This is a genomic window from Dehalococcoidia bacterium, assembly GCA_028711995.1.
Classification (GTDB): domain Bacteria; phylum Chloroflexota; class Dehalococcoidia; order SZUA-161; family SpSt-899; genus JAQTRE01.
The window spans coordinates 42691-59134 of the sequence record JAQTRE010000001.1; the positions used below are offsets into that span (position 1 = coordinate 42691).

Genomic DNA, 16444 nt, shown 5'->3' on the forward strand with positions numbered 1-16444 from the left:
TTCCTTGCGGCACAACAAGTGTCATGCGGAATTCTAGCGTTCCTGATATCCCATATCTTTTGCCTTCTATTCAGGCCCAAGTTGACCCCATTCTACACCACTCTGTTCGTTTTGACCACGGCCGTCAACGCACACCTGCAGGCGATCCACTCTGAGATATCTCCGGACTTGTCCCCCGGATACATGAGACCGGTCTGGGGGAACCGTTCCCCACGCCGGACAATTTTCCCATGTTCAGCGCGGTGTGACTCTCGGGTGCGGTCGTCCATGGCCGCCAGCCATTGCACCTTCTCAATCCCTGCTTCCTCATAGGACATCATGGCACCTTTGTTCTGGGCACTACCGATCTCCGTCCGAGCGATGAACTCTGCCTCCTGATGGCTCATATCGTAGAATTTGTTGGAGAGTTGTTCGGCCAGATCGTCGGTGCCTAGGCCCTTTTCGTAGCCCTTCTGAATGATCTTCTTGATGTCTCCTTTCATTCGGCTCATCGTTTTCTCAGAGGCCACGAGAGACCATTCGTCCAAGATACGTTTGACGTTCGGATTCTGGAGGTCCCATGAAAGGGCAATGCCGATCATCTCCTTGACCTCACGACCTCCCCGGAGATAGCCGAATTCCATTCCCAGACCGACGTTCGATCGGTAGGCGTCATAAAGATTGGTTGCCCGGCTCATGATATCGGCTTCAACAGAGCCGAAGAGGTTGTCAGGGGACATCACCCGGTCCATTTTCTCCAGGTCAGCGATGGTCTTCACACCGAGCCCCAGGAGAACCTTGCGCAGTTCTTTTACAAAGGCACGTTCTATCTTGGTCAGTTTCTTGGGTGTCCGGTACAGCGCCGGCATCTCTCCGGTTTGTGACAGCACATGGATAGCCACGGCCCAATCATTGGCATCATTGATGGTTGCCATTCTTCTTCTCCCGTTTCTGCGCAGCCACTTGCTCCACAATACCCCTGGCCTCTTCCTGCGTATCCATAGCCAACTTCGCGATCGGCGCGCCATTGAGATAGTGTTGATCCATAGCGGGATCATCGGACCGATCCCAGCCAAGAGCTTCTCGGCCTTCGTTCGGCGTAATGAACGCGGCATCTTCCAGCTTCTGATAGTAATCGACATCCTCCGATCTGTCGGAGATGTCCATCTCATTCAGCCGCCATGTCCAATCGGTGATCTTGAATCCCTGCTGAACCACAAACAGGTTGATCTTGGCCTCCAACATCGACCGGCGCGAATCGACCTCCTGGAACTTGTATATCTCATTGGCCACTTTGATGTTCGTTGACCCCAATGATCCCAGCTCTGCCAGTCCGAGACGATAAGGCGGCACCGAATGAGCGGCGAGGATTTCATTTCTCACGTCCTGCCGATAGAGCCTGAAGTGCCCTTCCCGAACATCGACAGCCAGCTTCTCAAACGTAATCTTTGGCGGGTCCTTCTGCCCGGGTTCTGCCGGGGGCAGCGACATCACAAGCGTCGAGTGAGGATTGCCCTTCGCTTTATTCTCGAAGAAGTCGTGGATAACCGCTTCGGTCTCGGGATCCAGTTCACCATTCTCGATGACCACCGCATATTGAGGGATGGCGTTGTTCTCGAAGAAACTGATGTTATAGTCTCGCTGGTTCATGTCTCCCAGAATCGCACCCAGGGCAGGGTAGACCTGGGGAAGGCCATAGAATTCCGACCGTGGTGTGTACTCCTTCCACTGGATCAACTCTGTGGCTCTGAGGTTAAATTCCGTTACGTCGCTGATATCGCCAGTGTCCTTATTGACCGTCTCTGGCAACCCGGCACGCTTGAACCACACAGACTTCTGATCGACCCTCTGCAAGAAGCGCTTGCCATCCTCATGCGGCCAGATGGTGTCGGCGTAAACATGAGCCAATGCGGTCGGCTCGCCTTGGTTCTTATCTTCCCGGATGATCTCCAGATAAGCGTTACCCGTCGATTCAAAGTCAATCAGCACCTTGTTCAACACGTCTTCAAGTGTCTCCCCCAGGGTAACGGACGCACTCTTGAAAAACTCATAGAGCTTCTCCCGATTGGCTTCAGACCCTTTGACCTCCCCTTCGTCATTCAGCTCACTCTCCAGCGTCCAGCCGTGGCCGATAGTATCCCGAGCCTTGGCTCTAACCGCCTTGCTGTGCCACGTATTGGTATCAAGTAGGTTGACCAGAATACTGAGGTTGGCCGGAGGCAAGACGATCCCCTGACGGCCTAGCTTCATAATCTCGGTCTTGGGCAGTGCCCGGCTCTTTGCCTCACCCTTCCGCTTGACGGCGTAGCGTTCCAGCGCATCGGATGGAATCACTTTGCCATCGCCCAGAATATAAGCCTTCACCCTGCTTTTGGATTTCTCGCCCTTGTCTTCGGCCATGTCACACCTCCAAGTCTAGTCAGCCGCCACGAAGTTCAGATTCGCTGAAACATCTCCAGTGGCCGCCGTCATTGGCACCGATATCGCCATGATGCATTGAGTGTATCTCCCGCTATCGAGGTGAAACGTCGACGGCGTGACGGTCACATAGTCACATCCATTCACCTGGACAGTTATGTCCACAGGTTCTCCGGGGTTCTGCACAACGAACGTGTGCTGTATCGAGCTACCGCGTTTCAAATCGCCGATATACCAGCCGGTGATTTCGGTAGTCATGGCCTCATCGCTGTAGAACTTGATGGCGCGGTTTGATGTCACAGTGAAGTTCACCGGCATCGAGCCCAGCAGACTCTGTGCCAACGCTACACCGACCACTGCCAGCACAGCCAGGATAAGGACAACGAACATCAGCTTTTTCATGTTTTCACTTCCTCCCCTCTTTTTTGTTATGCGCGTGCTTTTATCTATAAGCTCATGAATGTCTCATACGCATCACCCCCTATCCCGAACTCGCCTTGATCTTCCCGCGTCTTTGGCTCTGCTCAACCTCTCGAACGTAGTTGAAGAAGAGACTCGTCGTGTCCACCTGGTCATCATGAGCCCCTCTCGGAAAGACCTCATGCTCCAGCTCCCAGTCTTCGAGCCAGGGAGCGCCTTCGCGCAGCCAAACCCGCTTGCCCTCGAAGAACATGGTCACCGCCTCAGCGTTCGACGTTTTGTCATTCCCGACCTTCCGGCGCAAAATCCTCAAGTGAGTGCGGAATGTCAGATCATCGATCAGCGATTGCCCACTGGCTGCGTCTTCGATCAACACCAGATCAGGACTCCAGTAGCTCCCCTGTGCCTGGGCGATGTTCTCCAGCCGGTAGAACGGCACCTTGTTTCGCCAGACATCCAGAAGGATGTACCCAAGTTGAAACTCGCCCCAGACGGCGATGACCGAATAGCTATTGTCCACCCCCTGCTTAAAGGCAGTGTCCATGGCCAGGTAGAGCTTCTTTATTGGAAACGCCTCATTGCCGACGATCACCTTGACGGGATCCGTGGGGCTTTCGAGAACCTTGGCGTGCTGCCACCATTTACGCTGGAATATCCCACCCTCTTGGGCAACGATCTTCCCCTGGTACATCAACTCGAAGCGTCTGGCTCCGAGCGACTTCCTCTTATCCAGGATGTGCTCCCATGACCATCGCTCCGGCCAAAGCAGGTTGTCTGCCGGACTGATCGCCGGGAAGTGGACGACCTTGAATCCGTCTTTCTCCATGCGTGAGTAGGCGTCGTCTTCATGCCACCGGGTTCCAATGGCGATGATCTGGCCTCCATCGACTACCCGGGAAAATGCCGTGCTGGTTATCCAGTTCCATACCTTATCCCGCTGCAATTGCGTGGCTGAGTTTTCTTCATCCATGACGTCATCGATGATCAGCTTATTGAGCCGGGATCCTAGCAACGGGCCTCCTACGCCGGTACAGATGAAGGTCGCGTCCTTGTCACCGAGATTCGGCCTCTTGACGAACCATTCGTTCTCAGCCGTACCCTTGGCGGGATCGAGTTGCAGCTCCGGGTAGGCCAACTTGATGATCGGATCCCCGTTGACCATGTCTCGCACAGCCACTGACTGCTTCGCTGCCTGGGTGAACGTGTCCCCCACGTAACCCATGTGGATGGAAGAGTCCTGGCAGATGAAGTACAGGGAAGCAATGACCCCGACAACAGTTGTCTTGGCGCTGTCCGGCGGGCATATGAATAGAATCTTCTTGTTCTCTGGTTTGATCAGCTCGTCCAGCCAGATCTCATGGAACCAGGTCGGCTCAAGTTTGAAAACGAGCGACATGAACCCGGGCAGGTCTTGCATTGCCGCCCGGCCATAATCCCGAACCTGGCTGAGAGGTACTTTCACTTGGGACACTGTGGCACTCCCCCTTCACCCACCCATTCGGAATACTTCTCTCTCGCCGCCGCTACTCTCTCCTGCTGCTGGGCTTTCATCTCCAGAGCCTTGGCAATTCGCTCCATCACGTCTTCAGCCACATCGACCATGTCACTCTCAACATTCTGCTTCATGATCTCGTTAGGTTCCCCCCTAGCGACACGTTCAAGCTTGGCGCCAACTTCGAGTGCCCGGATCGCCTCCGAAACAGTGACCTTGGGCAACACCATCGTGTCGCTCGCCTCGGTACCGCTCTTCTTCTGTTGCTCCTGCAGTTTTACCAAGCTCTGTAGCAGAGTGTTAATCTTCTGGGTGCCAAGCGTCTGAAGCATCTTGCCTTCCTTAGCCTGACGTTCCGCCATCTCAATAACAGCTTGGCGGTTCGCTTCCAGCCTGGCTTTATCAAGATGGGCCTCATAAGCAGCAATTCGCTCCTGCCATTTCCAGCGGGATGACCACTCTTCTATTTGGCGGTTGTATGTCGCATGCCGACCGAGAGCCTCCCGTACCTTTTCGAGAGTCCGGTCATCACCCATGTCTCGATAGATTTGAAAGGCTCGCCATGCTTTATGGCGCTCTTTCGGTTGCCTATGCCACAGTTCCGCCATCTTCCCGCTCTTCTTGGCCCCTATTTCACCATCTTACGTCTCTGCCTTGGATCCTCATCGCAGGACCCCTCAAACACGTCTGCCGGTATCCAGCGGTTGCATATGGCTATCGCCACGGCATGAGTCCGATCCCGCGCTTCGAGTTTCACCATAATAGAGGTCATATGATTCTTGATCGTCTGCTCGCTGATGCCCAAAGCGGTCGCAACCTGCTTATTGCCGTAGCCGAGGGATACCAGGCGCAACACTTCGGTCTCTCGATTCGTGAGAATCCGACGTCTAAGCGGTTCGGTCGCGATGTCGCCAAATTCAGCCAGCGTGATTCTGTACAGGCCATTCGTAGCCCTCAGCTCATCAGCAACCATTCGAGCGAAGTCGGATAACGGCGTAGTGCCTTCCATCATGCCTTGCTCAGGTAATCAGCAGCCAAGTATTCAATGGCCTGCCACAAGTTCGTCTGCTCAATATCTCCTGCACCCACCATCTTGTCGATGGCCCTTTTGACCACAGCCGCGGCCTGCGCCGGGATCTTCGATTGCCCGAACAAGGTCTCCATCGGAATCCAGCCGTTGTGTATAGGCTCACCGTTGGGATAGAGATAGCCTTGCTGCAAGTCGGTGATATGGTTTCTGGACAGATCCATCATGACCATGACAGTGGTCGCCACATTCTTGATGCCATACGATGCGCCAGTGGCCTCCAAGATATCGAGCCATTTGTCATACTCAGACCAGCGCGTGACCCAGACCTCAGTATTGCCGCTCAGAAGCGCCTTGACTTCCTCAAACGTCTTTCGGGCCTCTTCGAGTTCGTCCGGAAGGAAAAGCATCGTGATCGTCTGGTACTTCAGATGAGGCTCGCTGAATGACTCGATGCTCACCTTGTCCAGTAACTCCAGGGTTTTATCATCGAGGCCGGCATAGACCTTGAAGTCCACCTGACCGATAGACTCATAAAGCTCCTTCAAGATGGCTGGATCATCCTCCCCGGCGATCGCGTTGTGGCTGAGCTGGATGGCGATCTTTCGATCGCGGGACAATTGTTCATCGGTCACCATGACAGGGATTTCATCGAGCCCCGCTGCGATTGCCGCCTTGACGCGATGGTTTCCGGAGAGCACCAGATATTTCCCGTCCTCTTCCCGACAGGCAAATGGCACGGAGGTCAACGCGGCATCATCACGGATATTGGCCACCAGGCGCTGAAACGCCTCGTGTCTCATATACCGGGCATTGAGTTCGAGCAACTTGAGGTCATTAGGATTGATCTTGACTATCCGGGTTTCCACCCTTCACCTCCAATCTTTGACCATGTTTCTTCTTCCAGAGGGCCAAGCCCTCTGGAAGAGTCCAAGCTCCTATCTTCACCCAATAGTTGAGCATGTACTTCTTCCCCTGCTCGTCTGTTTCCTTCCGGCTGAGCAAGTTGAACAGGCCCCTGTATTTCATCGACACCGGGTTTTCGCTGAAGGCCGTGGTAACGATTGAACGGACTCGCCCACGGGCGAGCCTCTCCGCCAATAGCTGGGATTCCGATGAGGCTGCCGCGTAGAGCACCAGTTTGGCCAGGCGTTTGTAGTCGGTAGGCGCAACGGGAAAGTCGCTGAGAAGATAGATACAGGGGTTAGGGATACCGTTAAACGTCCCGAAAGAGGGCGCCGAAGAGAAGGCATAGACACCAATGAGATACCCATCGACGAGGACGCCGACGGCCAGCGATTCCGAACCCGGTTTGATGTTTTCATTCATGTACTGGGAGCGCAAACTGTGGAACTCCGGGCTGTCGAGAATCTTCAGCTCCATCTTCTCGCCCACAGTCGCGCCAGGGGACAGCCGGGGGATGAGGACGTTGGCGCAATCCTGATGAGGCATGACCACTTGAGACCGCTCGACGGCGTTCGAGTAGACGTAGATCGGCACGCCACGGTTCGTCGTCTGCGTCACTCCCTTGAGGTAGGGCTCCATTTCCGGCATTCGAAGATGAATGCCCAACACCCACTTGTCCTTCCGCATCGCTTTGCCGAGGATCTCCATCTTCCTGTCCTGGTCGATCTCCTTGAACTCGGGCTCCGTATGGAAGAACAACCGCCCGAGCTTCTTGAACTGGTTCGTATAGTCGCCGGAGAAGAACGGCATATACATGACCAGCGCCTTGCCATCGGGCACCCGGTCGATCCAGGTGTAGACGTCCTCTGCCGAATACGATGCCAGCTTGAGGGTCAGCTTTTGCAGCTTCTCTTTCATCTTGGCGTGCAACTCTGGGAACTGTTTCTGATACTCGCCAATGATCCGGCTATAGTACCGATTGTTCGGCTTGGTGATGCCGCGCTCGAATCCGGTGGCGAGGAGCATGGTCGCCACCCGGTCAACGTCTTCCAGCATGTAATCGTTCAGCCAGGAGAACATCGGAAATTCGAGATCGTTCAGATCGATCTCGACCGGCTGGCCGGAGAAGAATTGGCCCAGGGTGTTGGAGTAGATCGTCACATCGTTGGAGTACAAGCGAAAGTCTGGCGAAATAGAGTGCAAGACCCGCTCGACCGTGAAGCTGCCGGAACAGCCGACATAGAACTCGTCGGCGTCCCAATTCTTCACAATGCCTTTGAGTATCGCCTGCATCGATGTGGGTATGCTGCCGTGAAACATGCTCCCCCTATAACCAAAAAAAGGGAGTACAAACCTTGGTCCGTACTCCCTTCCCGATTCCCTTGTGATATTACGCTGAAACTATATCAGTGCCATCTCAAATCCCAACTGCTTGTGGTCCGGATCCGGTGGTTGCATCTCCGGCACCACGATCTTCAGATTACTCTCCAACCACTCTGCAACCAGCCTGCGGTGACAAAACTCGCCCGGCTTCTCCCAGCACAACATGATCGCCCCATCTCCCAGCTCCTCGGCCACTACCTTCGGGTCTAGTTTGGCCAGCACCAGCGACTGGTACAACCTCGTGTACTCTGCTTCTGACCGGTGCCCCTTGAGAAGGAAAGCTGGAGGGTTCAGATCTCTGTAGAGCCTGCCATTGAACCATGGTGGAACCCCTAGTGAAATTCCCACTGCCTTCGGGTGTTTTCCATTGAGCCGGTAGTTGGAGGTGAAAAGATTCATTTTTATATCCTATACTTCATTCTATCATTTTTGACCACTATCGTAAACATTTATCGCGAAGAAAGCGCCTTTTGTTACCAGAAAATCGACTAATCATCGCAAAACTTCATAGGTTGATTTCAAATAATCCCAAACGGCCCCTGTAAGGAATGGGCTTCTCGTACAGAACCGGGTTGGTAAGCACAAACCCGTACCGGCCAACGAACCAGGGGGATTCGCTCTCAGTCACGCAGTCAACGATGTCCACTTCTCCGATGATGGCCCCTCTGGGCAGGCTCCCAATGAAATCCATTGTCCACATCTGCGACCACACCTCCGGTTTCATACGGCGCTCGATAAACTCCCAGCCTTTATCATCCAGTGATTTGCCCGCATGAACATAGATGCGCCCTCGGAAGTTGGTCGGCCAGTCCCGATTCTCAATGTCCTTGTAGCCTGCACAAATGAGATATGCCCACGGCTGTTTGATGCTGAGTGCTTTCATGGTTTCATCTCCGGCCTCTGTCTGATTCTCAATTCTTCCGGCCATTCGGCCATGTCGTGAGAAACCTTGTTCTTTAGTTTGCAGTTCCAGCAATGGTCAGAATATATACCATACCCACATTTTTGCTCACAGATCGCGCCGGATATTCCTTTGATCCACAGCGGCACGCCCGCCGCTTGGCACTGATCCCTGATACTCCTGATCCACTCGATCTTGCAGGGCCTGCGCTTCGGGCCTGTCTCGGCTCCGGCGACAACCCAATCGAGTTTTTGCCATCCGGTCGGGAAAGGATAAAGCATCCCCATGACAGAATTCAGATCAACCTCACCCAACATCGGCTCAATACTCACAAACCGATGCGCTGCTGGCGTCCGGAGAAGCTCTGGTATCCGCTTGTCCGCTTGTTCTTGATTCTCGGCAGTTACCCCAAGCCACAGATTATTGATCGGCCAAGTGTCCGTTCGGGAAATTCTCAGCCGGTCCTTGGTCAGCAACTTGAGGCGGTCTTCCCTTTTGGTCAGCAGCAGGAACTGATGTTGAGGGCACTGCGTTATGACGGCCAGCGCGTCCTCTAGGCAGTTGATCGGCACTTCCTCATGGAGAAGATCACTCCAGATTGAATAAATCGTCGGCTTTTTGCGCTTCAAAGGTGCCTTCAGACGATCGTTTTGGAACTTCACGGTCCCCGGCTCAACTCCTCTCAATCGGTGCATCCTGTCTAGCCAGCAATGCTCGCACCCGGGACTAACTTTGGTGCATCCATCTACCAGCGACCATGCCCGGTCCCAGTATTTCCCAGACTCGATTGCTGCTTTCATCATTTCACCTCAATCTTCTTCAATACTCAGAATCTCGTGATGGTGAACATAGAATGGCCGACACCCATTATAGGTCACACCAATACAGTTGCGTCCGTTGCGACCGAATACATGGGTGATTTTCTTTCTCATCTTCCGCGTTTGCCACCGGCATACCGGCTTGATGATCACGTATTTGCCAACGTCCGATTTTCTAATGTCTCTCATAATAGGCACGCTACCTGTTTTCTCTGTAAAGCATTCTGAAGCTTCCCAAGATGTGTACGGAGTAGCCTGGTTTTTTCCATGGTCGATTCAATCTCTGTCGCCATCACTGTGCCGATTACGCCCGGGGTCTTCTCCTCGATCTTGAGCAACTCCTGCACCGCCTGACATGCCTTGTCCAAAGCGCTCTTGACCTTCCGCGCCGTATCGATCTGGCTGTCGGTCAATTTCGTCTCAGAAAACATATCCATCTGGTGCTCTTCCGCGAAGATGAGCTGGCAAAGCATCGATATCTCGGATGCTGATAGGTTCTTCGCGGTCATCTCCCTGATAGCCTTCATCTGACCATTGGAAGATAACCTTGCAAGGTGCCAGCATACGGACGGCGATATCTGCCGTGTGGCACACATCTGAAGAATGTCGTCCCTAGCGCTGAGCATATCGATGTACCACTGGACATCCGCTGGCCTCTTCCCGACCGTTTGGGCTACCTCTTTGATCTCCATCCCCTCATCGATGAACCGCCGATAAGCCCGGGCCTCTTCGACCGGGTTCAGATCCCGCCGGGTGATGTTCTCCAAAAGCTGGAGCTTGGCCGCGGTGAGATCATCCACGTCAGCCCGGACGATGGCCGGCGTTGTCTCCCATTGCAGCTCGGTCATCGCCCTCCATCGGCGCTCACCGGCGATCAGTCGATAGCATCCACTTCCGTTAAGCGGCCTGATTATGATCGGCTGCAGAAGACCGTTGTGCTGGAGACTGGTCTTCAACTCCTCAATGCCGTCCCGGTCAAACGCCTTTCTGGGTTGATTGGGATCCGGCTGAATCTTAGCGATCTCTACGTTCTGAATCAGAAACACAGGATTCCCCCTTTCCTTAGGCGGGCTGCAATAACTCGGCTGGAAGTTTGGCCCTTACGCCGTGCCAGCTACCCGCACCCCAATGAAATTCCGCATCTTTGAGCGCTTTGATAACTTCATAATCTGGCTTCTCAGCAAACGTCACCCGGACGTATGTCTCGCCCTCTATCACGACCCCGCCGGATTGCTCCGCCTTCTCTGTCCTGGCCTTCTGATTCTTGATCATCTCAATCCGCTCTTTGTCCTTGCGGATAGTTGCCCTGAGATTGGTGAGCGAGTAGCCGGGGATCGGTTGCTTTTCCCAAGAGTAGGCTGTCGCAATCATATCAGCCGTCTTCTGCGCAGCTTCCTCTGAAATTCCGGCCAGCTTCGCATATGCAGCAACATCGCCCTTCGATTTGCGCCATGCCTTGTTCAGTTCGACATACCGGGCCGCCTGGGTCTCCCTTTCCGATATCCGGGCTTCCAGGGCTTCGATGCTGTCATCGTCGTCGCTGAAAATGCTGGTCTTTAGCTGGTGCTCCAAACCTTCGGCCTTCTGCTCATGGTGTTCTGCAAGATGAGCTTCCTCACAACCCTTCGACATGCTGTTGTGGATTCGGTCGGCGTCTCTCCGGGCATGCCTCTCGGAATGATGCCCAACCAAAATTGGTTGTCCGAACGGGATGCCGTCGGCGATCCGGTGGGCGGTCCCGAATGCCGCATCTGATCTCGCTTTCGCCTTACCCGCCCAGTCTTGCCGTTTCTCCAACCTTGCTTCCAATCGTTCTCGCCTAGTCATAATTTCTCCTTTTAGTTGCCTATTCTGCAAACAAGTTTTCTATTGTGATCCTTCCAGATTGATAAGCTGCAAGGGATACGTTTACAGGTCACGACTTCGATGTGATACCACCCGGCCTTGATTGTGAATCCTGATATATTAGAGCGTTTCATGATTCCCCCTTACTCTGTAAGTTAGATTAGTTATCTTTGTTATCATTCTACCATACAGCGTATCTGGCGTCAAGGTCTCTAGGCCTGTCTTGAGAGGGCTTCGGCTACACCCTCCAGGTCGGAAATCGCCGCTCTTATCACCCGTAGCGCCTCTCCAATTTGCTCCTCTTTATGCCTGTCGCTATCAAATGTCTGGGCAATCTCGCGGACGATAAACTCGGCCAGTCCATCACCCAGTATCTCGTCGCTACATTCATCCTTGCATTTGCAGGGGTTACCATCGGGATCGTAGAAGTTCGCCAGGTAATTATTGGGGTATCCTTCGTTAGCTTTATCGAGAAGTTGTACCAGGGTCAGCGGTTTGCCCTTATCCTTTCCATCGGGGCCAAAAACAGGCAGCTCTCCGAGGACTTCGGCAGCCTGATCCTGGACATAGTCCAAGAGGTGAATGATTCCATCCATGTCAGCGCAAAACCTCAAGACGGAGTCCTTCGGCATATTGCCAATATTGAAATCGGCAATCATCTGTCTGGTCTCCAGTAAAGATTCTTTCTCTCCGCGAAGCATCTCCCAATCAATAGCGTCTGAGTCAATCAATACCTTTACCATCTTAGCCCTCCCCTTCAAGGATCGACTTCCGGTAAACGTCGCCGTCTTCTTCGACCACATCATCGTCGGCGCCATCGGTATCGAAGTCTTTCACCACCACCCTGATGCCATCTGGAACTGACCAGCTTTGTACGAGCCCGCCCTCGATGATGATGCGGACCTCCTGGGGAACTTCGTCAGCGGGTTCGTTCAACCCTTTTCCCTCTGCTTGGCTTATGCGGCCCGCTCGGTAGTCGATCAGTTCATCGAGTAGCGCCTCTTTGGGTTCGTCCAGTAGATAGGCAAGGATCAGGCTCATATCGAATGCGTTGATCTTCTTCTTCGCGCCGTGGTGATCCAAGTATGTGATGGCCCTGGCGATAATAACCTTTTTCTCTGGCATTTCCTTTACCTCCTTCCCTCGACTTGCTCCCAGACGCAATGAGCGTGCTGGGGGTTGTGATTGTCATCGAGGTAAAAGGGTTGACCGGCCAACATCGGTTTACCACAGATATTGCAGTTTTTCGAGAACATCTCTCGGTTCGCCGCGCAATCTCGATGCTGGCAAGGTTTCTGGCATACCACCTTCTCATCCTTGATATCCGGCACAAAAGCGTATCCCATGAATCTATCCTCCTTCACCCGTACACAAGTTCGCCGAACAAACAACACTGCAAGAAGACATCGCCTGTAATGGAGTCGTCGTTCTCATTCATGAAGTCGCTGAAATGCTTGGAATACTTCTCTGCCATGATTCTCAGCCCCTTCTCGATCGCTCTCCGGTCAAGGGTGTATTCCTTTGGATCCTCATCGGCCTTGATCGTGAGGCTGCCACCATCTATGAAAGGCAAATCGATGTGCGGAAACTCCACATCGTTGCGCCCCAACCCTGGCGCATAAGTGTGTCGCGTGATCATGTACCAGTAGTTACTCCCACCCTCCAGGGCGCTGGTCAGGAGGTCTTTGACTCGCTGATCCTCGATCTGATTAGTCGCTGTGAGTGTGAACATTTTCCTCCTCCTTTTCCTTCATAACCTCTGCTGGGCCTTGATATTTCTCATCCAGATGCCGGCGAACACTGCCTCGTCGGCTTGCTCTCTGGGAAGATAGGCTTCCGCCTCACCATGTTCATCGAACCTGACCGACTCCCGATAGATGCCCAAATTATCCTGCTGGTACATGATCGGATAGTACCGGCTGTCCATCTTGGCCTTGACGAAGACCATCTCAGGATCCCGCATCAAATCACCGTTCTGTTCGTAGTAGTGGGCGACCGAGAACTTCGGGCCAAGGTTGCAGTCCCCAATGTACTCCACAGTCACCGCCATAATGCTCGACCCGGGCTTGTTATTGTCGATCTTGCGGTGACTGTTTTCCTCGGTCAGGCCCTCGGTCAGTTTGTCCAGAATCTTGCATCCTTCTTGATTGACTGGCTTCATCTTCCTTCCCCCTTCCTTGTGTTATCCTTGTTATATATGTTATTTCAGTATAATTAGTCTACCATGCGGCGTATCTGGCGTCAAGGTCTCTACACCCATATTGCGATCGAATTATCACTGATTTGCTGGGCAATATGCTGTGAGATTGACATCATTGCTAACCATTGTTATCCTAATCGCGTTAGCTCAGGAGGTTACACATGGGTAAGGTTTACGGACGAACATGGTTTTTCCGAAACATCCCGGAGGAGACCTGGAGGCTGGCAGAGATGGCCAAGGGAGCCAGTCAGTTCACAGATCTCCGTGTTTGGGTCATCAATGCCGTCGAGGAACAGTCCAAACGTCAGTTCGGTGAAGAGGGCTACCAGCAGATCAAGAAGCTGGTCCAGGAACAAATAGCTGCCGGGAAATAGGGTACTGATCAACCATCGAGTGCCCACACCTCAATCCTCATCGACAGATTGTCGCTTTTGTACTTGCACCCCGGCCCTCGCTGGAATATCTTCACGTCATCCGCGTAGATGACTTTGTTGCACATATCCTCAGCGGCCTTCTCGAAGTTTGAAAGGTCCGCCCGACCCGCCTGTGAAGTCCAGAAGGATGAGGCGAACCCGATCTTCGGTTTGTCCAGAAAAACGGGAAGCTCTTTGAACCCAGTTCGCTTGAGTGCCCACGTCAAGACATCTCGAAGCCTGGCTTGCTGGTCGTTGTAGGCGCGAACTCTCTCTCCAACTTCATCGTCCCGCCACCTGCTGTTTCGCGTCTGTCTCACGTAGGGCAACACGCAGTCGGCAAAGTCCAGAATCATGCGTCGACCGGGATCCCAATGGGTGATTGTCACGATCTGGTTACTGACCACCTCTACGGTCCCCTCTCTTCGCTTTCTCCGCCAATTCGTGCCTGTAGTCGGTCGCCGTTGTCCACACGCATCGACCATAGCGCGGGTCTTCGGATCGGCTCACCACGCGCGGGAATACCTTCCGCAGATCGTCAGGGCCAAAGTTGCTGGTGATGATCGTCCTGAGACCGGCGTTGATTCGACGAGTGATCAGGTTGTCGATCGTTTCCTCGTCAAAGTTGGTGCGGTATTTAAGCTCATCGATCGCCAGCACCGGGATTCGGTTGGCGGCGTTGCGCATGATGTCTGCCGAGGTAGTGGGATTGCTGTTGTCTTTTGAGGCGATGTCCTGCTTGATCGCGCTCTTGAGGTCATCCAGCCAGTCGGCCGCCCTGATAATCATCGCCGTTCCGCCCATCTCCAGCGCATGGATGACGACGGCATGAGCCAGGTGGGTTTTCCCGCTGCCGCAGTTGCCAGTGAGTATCACCAATTGTACCCTGCCGTCCCTCAAGGCTTGCGCAGCCTCTAACTCTTCCTCCGTCCCTTTGCGCTTACGGAATGTGTCAAAAGTCTCTCCGCGCTTGTCCTTCGGGATGCCGCATCTGTCCCAGCGCTTTTGCTTCAACTTCTCCGCTTGGCAAGAACAATCGAACGCTTTCCCGAAATCCTCATGCCATGGCGGAACATCCAAGACTACCCAACCAAGGTCTTTACAAATCGGGCACCTGACCGGCGAATCATCCACCACGATAATCGGGGTGTCCTGGCCTCGGCCTTTCTCGATCTGCTCCTTGATTGGCGCGAACAGGTTGGCGCTTGTCTCCATTGCCACCTCCTTGACTGAAAATGCGTTCGTTCTTCATCCAGTTTCGCAGACGCGATTTCCACTGCGACTTGGTGTGACGCCTTTTCCCGGAATGATAGTCACGACACGCTCGAATGTGTGACTCTCTGAATTCGGGATATTCGCTCAGGAACTCGCTTAGCCACTCCACATCGTTGGCCAACTGAGACGATCCCCAACCGGAGAGTTTCAAGAGTTCTCCTAGAATCGGATGGTTTCCGCAATCTATTTCTTTAGAAGTAGTATTTTCTTTCTTTTCTTTTGTGTTTACCCCGTGGGGTAACGGTTTCGTTACCCCGTTAGGTAACGGTTTGTCATCAGCTATTACCCCGTCAGGTAACACTTCCCCTTGCTCCACCATTACCCCGTTAGGTAACGATGCTATTACCCCGTCAGGTAATGGTGGCTCACCAACTGTTGCCCCGTCAGGTAATGGTTCCATTACCCCGTTAGGTAACGGTTTGGGATCATGATTCGTTACCCCATGGGGTAACGGTGTCCATGAGTCATAGTCTTTCTGAAACCCATACTGGATACCCTGACCTTCTTTCAAAATGGTTATCATGTTACGCATTCTCAGGAGGCCGAGAGCCCTGGCGACATGCCAGCGATTCAGCATTGTGCCCTTCTCGAACTGGGTGTAACTGATGCAATCTACGGTCTTGTGGTAGCCATACGTTTTCCGAAAGATGAACCACAGCACTCGACTTTCGTATTGCGTCAAATTCACTCTGCACATAGCATCTACAATTTCATTTGCTATGTCGGTGTGCCCGTTCTCAACTTGCGGACTGGCCATAGGGACGCTCCAACCTATTCCTTGATAAGGAACTCGTCATCCTCGTACTTCAATGTCACTGAAGGATTCCCATGGCGATTGGCTTTAGCCCCTATTTCGAGTGTGCCGCCATCATTGAATTCCAAGATGGCCTTCCCTTGTTTCACATGGAACCCGGTGACCGTCTCGCCGACCACATGCGAGCCGATGTATTGCTTCTCCCTCGCCTCTACCACACGATCTTTCACCTGTAACGGCACGCGAACACCTCCTGTCCAACTTTTATCTGCAGCAGTATCTCGCCAGTAATATCCGGCAGTTCGCGGTCACCGACCCCGCGCATGTTGGCTTCATGCACCAGTTCCCATATGGGATCAAGATCGATGCCACAACTCACCGCCGTACCCAGGGCAACATAGACTAAATGGGCGAGACCGGTGGCGATATCCGCCAAAGCGCCGGATTCCAGAGCGCCGATAGTCTCCCCCGCTCTTCCCTTTATCAGGCTAGCTCGAAGCTTCAGGACTTCCTCTGGTGGCAACTGGGGTAAGTTCTGAACCAACACCCCGAACTTCTCATGATAAGCCCTGACATCCGCCTGCCAGTTAGTGGACATTGGTTGCCTGGCCTT

Annotated in this window: 25 protein-coding genes; 1 reads left to right on the top strand and 24 read right to left on the bottom strand. The window is 53.4% G+C overall.

Annotated features, from left to right (window positions below; genetic code table 11):
• Window positions 1–92: 92 nt before the first annotated feature.
• From PHV74_00235 to PHV74_00325, 19 genes are all read right to left on the bottom strand, one after another.
• Window positions 93–914, bottom strand: coding sequence for a phage minor head protein (locus PHV74_00235; protein ID MDD5092798.1), 822 nt, complete (start codon window positions 912–914; stop codon window positions 93–95).
• The gene (locus PHV74_00240) at window positions 898–2379 is read right to left on the bottom strand and encodes a phage portal protein (protein ID MDD5092799.1); all 1482 of its coding nucleotides are present in this window, start codon (window positions 2377–2379) and stop codon (window positions 898–900) included. The genes PHV74_00235 and PHV74_00240 overlap by 17 nt, the downstream gene beginning before the upstream one ends.
• A gap of 15 nt (window positions 2380–2394) precedes the next feature.
• A complete protein-coding gene (locus tag PHV74_00245) occupies window positions 2395–2799 on the bottom strand; it encodes a hypothetical protein (protein ID MDD5092800.1) in 405 nt (134 codons plus the stop codon).
• A 79-nt stretch (window positions 2800–2878) separates the two neighbouring features.
• Window positions 2879–4288 carry a hypothetical protein gene (locus tag PHV74_00250; protein MDD5092801.1) on the bottom strand — a complete coding sequence of 470 codons (1410 nt, stop codon included), beginning with the start codon at window positions 4286–4288 and terminating at the stop codon, window positions 2879–2881.
• The gene (locus tag PHV74_00255; protein MDD5092802.1) at window positions 4276–4845 is read right to left on the bottom strand and encodes a hypothetical protein; all 570 of its coding nucleotides are present in this window, start codon (window positions 4843–4845) and stop codon (window positions 4276–4278) included. The genes PHV74_00250 and PHV74_00255 overlap by 13 nt, the downstream gene beginning before the upstream one ends.
• Window positions 4846–4937: 92 nt before the next feature.
• Window positions 4938–5321 carry a response regulator transcription factor gene (locus tag PHV74_00260; protein ID MDD5092803.1) on the bottom strand — a complete coding sequence of 128 codons (384 nt, stop codon included), beginning with the start codon at window positions 5319–5321 and terminating at the stop codon, window positions 4938–4940.
• Window positions 5318–6205 carry a ParB/RepB/Spo0J family partition protein gene (locus PHV74_00265; protein ID MDD5092804.1) on the bottom strand — a complete coding sequence of 296 codons (888 nt, stop codon included), beginning with the start codon at window positions 6203–6205 and terminating at the stop codon, window positions 5318–5320. The genes PHV74_00260 and PHV74_00265 overlap by 4 nt, the downstream gene beginning before the upstream one ends.
• Window positions 6174–7562, bottom strand: coding sequence for a hypothetical protein (locus tag PHV74_00270; GenBank protein ID MDD5092805.1), 1389 nt, complete (start codon window positions 7560–7562; stop codon window positions 6174–6176). Before PHV74_00270 ends, PHV74_00265 begins: the two co-directional genes overlap by 32 nt.
• An 81-nt stretch (window positions 7563–7643) precedes the next feature.
• The gene (locus PHV74_00275; protein MDD5092806.1) at window positions 7644–8024 is read right to left on the bottom strand and encodes a hypothetical protein; all 381 of its coding nucleotides are present in this window, start codon (window positions 8022–8024) and stop codon (window positions 7644–7646) included.
• A 106-nt stretch (window positions 8025–8130) separates the two neighbouring features.
• Window positions 8131–8508 carry an ASCH domain-containing protein gene (locus PHV74_00280; GenBank protein ID MDD5092807.1) on the bottom strand — a complete coding sequence of 126 codons (378 nt, stop codon included), beginning with the start codon at window positions 8506–8508 and terminating at the stop codon, window positions 8131–8133.
• Window positions 8505–9329, bottom strand: coding sequence for a DUF5131 family protein (locus PHV74_00285; protein ID MDD5092808.1), 825 nt, complete (start codon window positions 9327–9329; stop codon window positions 8505–8507). The genes PHV74_00280 and PHV74_00285 overlap by 4 nt, the downstream gene beginning before the upstream one ends.
• A 6-nt stretch (window positions 9330–9335) precedes the next feature.
• Window positions 9336–9533, bottom strand: a complete 198-nt coding sequence (locus PHV74_00290; GenBank protein MDD5092809.1) for a hypothetical protein — start codon at window positions 9531–9533, stop codon at window positions 9336–9338.
• On the bottom strand, window positions 9530–10390 hold the full coding sequence (locus PHV74_00295; GenBank protein ID MDD5092810.1) for a ParB/RepB/Spo0J family partition protein: 861 nt from the start codon (window positions 10388–10390) through the stop codon (window positions 9530–9532). The genes PHV74_00290 and PHV74_00295 overlap by 4 nt, the downstream gene beginning before the upstream one ends.
• A 16-nt stretch (window positions 10391–10406) precedes the next feature.
• Complete coding sequence (locus tag PHV74_00300; GenBank protein MDD5092811.1) at window positions 10407–11171, bottom strand: DUF3560 domain-containing protein; 765 nt, start codon at window positions 11169–11171, stop codon at window positions 10407–10409.
• 230 nt (window positions 11172–11401) lie between these two features.
• Complete coding sequence (locus PHV74_00305) at window positions 11402–11932, bottom strand: hypothetical protein (protein ID MDD5092812.1); 531 nt, start codon at window positions 11930–11932, stop codon at window positions 11402–11404.
• 1 nt (window position 11933) lies between these two features.
• Window positions 11934–12314 carry a hypothetical protein gene (locus PHV74_00310; protein ID MDD5092813.1) on the bottom strand — a complete coding sequence of 127 codons (381 nt, stop codon included), beginning with the start codon at window positions 12312–12314 and terminating at the stop codon, window positions 11934–11936.
• A 5-nt stretch (window positions 12315–12319) separates the two neighbouring features.
• Window positions 12320–12535, bottom strand: a complete 216-nt coding sequence (locus PHV74_00315) for a hypothetical protein (protein ID MDD5092814.1) — start codon at window positions 12533–12535, stop codon at window positions 12320–12322.
• 14 nt (window positions 12536–12549) lie between these two features.
• Window positions 12550–12921, bottom strand: a complete 372-nt coding sequence (locus PHV74_00320; GenBank protein MDD5092815.1) for a hypothetical protein — start codon at window positions 12919–12921, stop codon at window positions 12550–12552.
• Between the two features lie 18 nt (window positions 12922–12939).
• Entirely contained in the window at window positions 12940–13350 is a 411-nt protein-coding gene (locus tag PHV74_00325; GenBank protein ID MDD5092816.1) for a hypothetical protein, read from the bottom strand.
• Between the two features lie 200 nt (window positions 13351–13550).
• Here PHV74_00325 and PHV74_00330 point away from each other — a divergent pair, with 200 nt between their 5' ends.
• Window positions 13551–13763, top strand: coding sequence for a hypothetical protein (locus PHV74_00330; GenBank protein ID MDD5092817.1), 213 nt, complete (start codon window positions 13551–13553; stop codon window positions 13761–13763).
• Between the two features lie 8 nt (window positions 13764–13771).
• On the opposite strand, the gene PHV74_00335 is transcribed toward PHV74_00330, so the two are convergent.
• The 5 genes from PHV74_00335 to PHV74_00355 are packed head-to-tail and all read right to left on the bottom strand — an operon-like array spanning window position 13772 to window position 16429.
• Entirely contained in the window at window positions 13772–14209 is a 438-nt protein-coding gene (locus PHV74_00335; GenBank protein ID MDD5092818.1) for a hypothetical protein, read from the bottom strand.
• Window positions 14199–15017, bottom strand: a complete 819-nt coding sequence (locus PHV74_00340) for an ATP-binding protein (GenBank protein ID MDD5092819.1) — start codon at window positions 15015–15017, stop codon at window positions 14199–14201. Before PHV74_00340 ends, PHV74_00335 begins: the two co-directional genes overlap by 11 nt.
• The gene (locus tag PHV74_00345) at window positions 14929–15834 is read right to left on the bottom strand and encodes a replication protein (GenBank protein MDD5092820.1); all 906 of its coding nucleotides are present in this window, start codon (window positions 15832–15834) and stop codon (window positions 14929–14931) included. The genes PHV74_00340 and PHV74_00345 overlap by 89 nt, the downstream gene beginning before the upstream one ends.
• 14 nt (window positions 15835–15848) lie before the next feature.
• Window positions 15849–16073 (bottom strand): hypothetical protein, encoded by a 225-nt coding sequence (locus PHV74_00350; GenBank protein ID MDD5092821.1) that lies wholly within the window; start codon window positions 16071–16073, stop codon window positions 15849–15851.
• Window positions 16058–16429, bottom strand: coding sequence for a nucleoside triphosphate pyrophosphohydrolase family protein (locus PHV74_00355; GenBank protein MDD5092822.1), 372 nt, complete (start codon window positions 16427–16429; stop codon window positions 16058–16060). The genes PHV74_00350 and PHV74_00355 overlap by 16 nt, the downstream gene beginning before the upstream one ends.
• Window positions 16430–16444: the final 15 nt, after the last annotated feature.

Bases quoted from the DNA above. Each gene is read 5' to 3' on its own strand.
- PHV74_00235 (MDD5092798.1), bottom strand. From the start codon at position 914: ATGGCAACCATCAATGATGCCAATGATTGGGCCGTGGCTATCCATGTG.
- PHV74_00240 (MDD5092799.1), bottom strand. From the start codon at position 2,379: ATGGCCGAAGACAAGGGCGAGAAATCCAAAAGCAGGGTGAAGGCTTAT.
- PHV74_00245 (MDD5092800.1), bottom strand. From the start codon at position 2,799: ATGAAAAAGCTGATGTTCGTTGTCCTTATCCTGGCTGTGCTGGCAGTG.
- PHV74_00255 (MDD5092802.1), bottom strand. From the start codon at position 4,845: ATGGGTGATGACCGGACTCTCGAAAAGGTACGGGAGGCTCTCGGTCGG.
- PHV74_00260 (MDD5092803.1), bottom strand. From the start codon at position 5,321: ATGATGGAAGGCACTACGCCGTTATCCGACTTCGCTCGAATGGTTGCT.
- PHV74_00270 (MDD5092805.1), bottom strand. From the start codon at position 7,562: ATGTTTCACGGCAGCATACCCACATCGATGCAGGCGATACTCAAAGGC.
- PHV74_00275 (MDD5092806.1), bottom strand. From the start codon at position 8,024: ATGAATCTTTTCACCTCCAACTACCGGCTCAATGGAAAACACCCGAAG.
- PHV74_00280 (MDD5092807.1), bottom strand. From the start codon at position 8,508: ATGAAAGCACTCAGCATCAAACAGCCGTGGGCATATCTCATTTGTGCA.
- PHV74_00285 (MDD5092808.1), bottom strand. From the start codon at position 9,329: ATGATGAAAGCAGCAATCGAGTCTGGGAAATACTGGGACCGGGCATGG.
- PHV74_00290 (MDD5092809.1), bottom strand. From the start codon at position 9,533: ATGAGAGACATTAGAAAATCGGACGTTGGCAAATACGTGATCATCAAG.
- PHV74_00300 (MDD5092811.1), bottom strand. From the start codon at position 11,171: ATGACTAGGCGAGAACGATTGGAAGCAAGGTTGGAGAAACGGCAAGAC.
- PHV74_00305 (MDD5092812.1), bottom strand. From the start codon at position 11,932: ATGGTAAAGGTATTGATTGACTCAGACGCTATTGATTGGGAGATGCTT.
- PHV74_00310 (MDD5092813.1), bottom strand. From the start codon at position 12,314: ATGCCAGAGAAAAAGGTTATTATCGCCAGGGCCATCACATACTTGGAT.
- PHV74_00315 (MDD5092814.1), bottom strand. From the start codon at position 12,535: ATGGGATACGCTTTTGTGCCGGATATCAAGGATGAGAAGGTGGTATGC.
- PHV74_00320 (MDD5092815.1), bottom strand. From the start codon at position 12,921: ATGTTCACACTCACAGCGACTAATCAGATCGAGGATCAGCGAGTCAAA.
- PHV74_00325 (MDD5092816.1), bottom strand. From the start codon at position 13,350: ATGAAGCCAGTCAATCAAGAAGGATGCAAGATTCTGGACAAACTGACC.
- PHV74_00330 (MDD5092817.1), top strand. From the start codon at position 13,551: ATGGGTAAGGTTTACGGACGAACATGGTTTTTCCGAAACATCCCGGAG.
- PHV74_00340 (MDD5092819.1), bottom strand. From the start codon at position 15,017: ATGGAGACAAGCGCCAACCTGTTCGCGCCAATCAAGGAGCAGATCGAG.
- PHV74_00345 (MDD5092820.1), bottom strand. From the start codon at position 15,834: ATGGCCAGTCCGCAAGTTGAGAACGGGCACACCGACATAGCAAATGAA.
- PHV74_00355 (MDD5092822.1), bottom strand. From the start codon at position 16,429: ATGTCCACTAACTGGCAGGCGGATGTCAGGGCTTATCATGAGAAGTTC.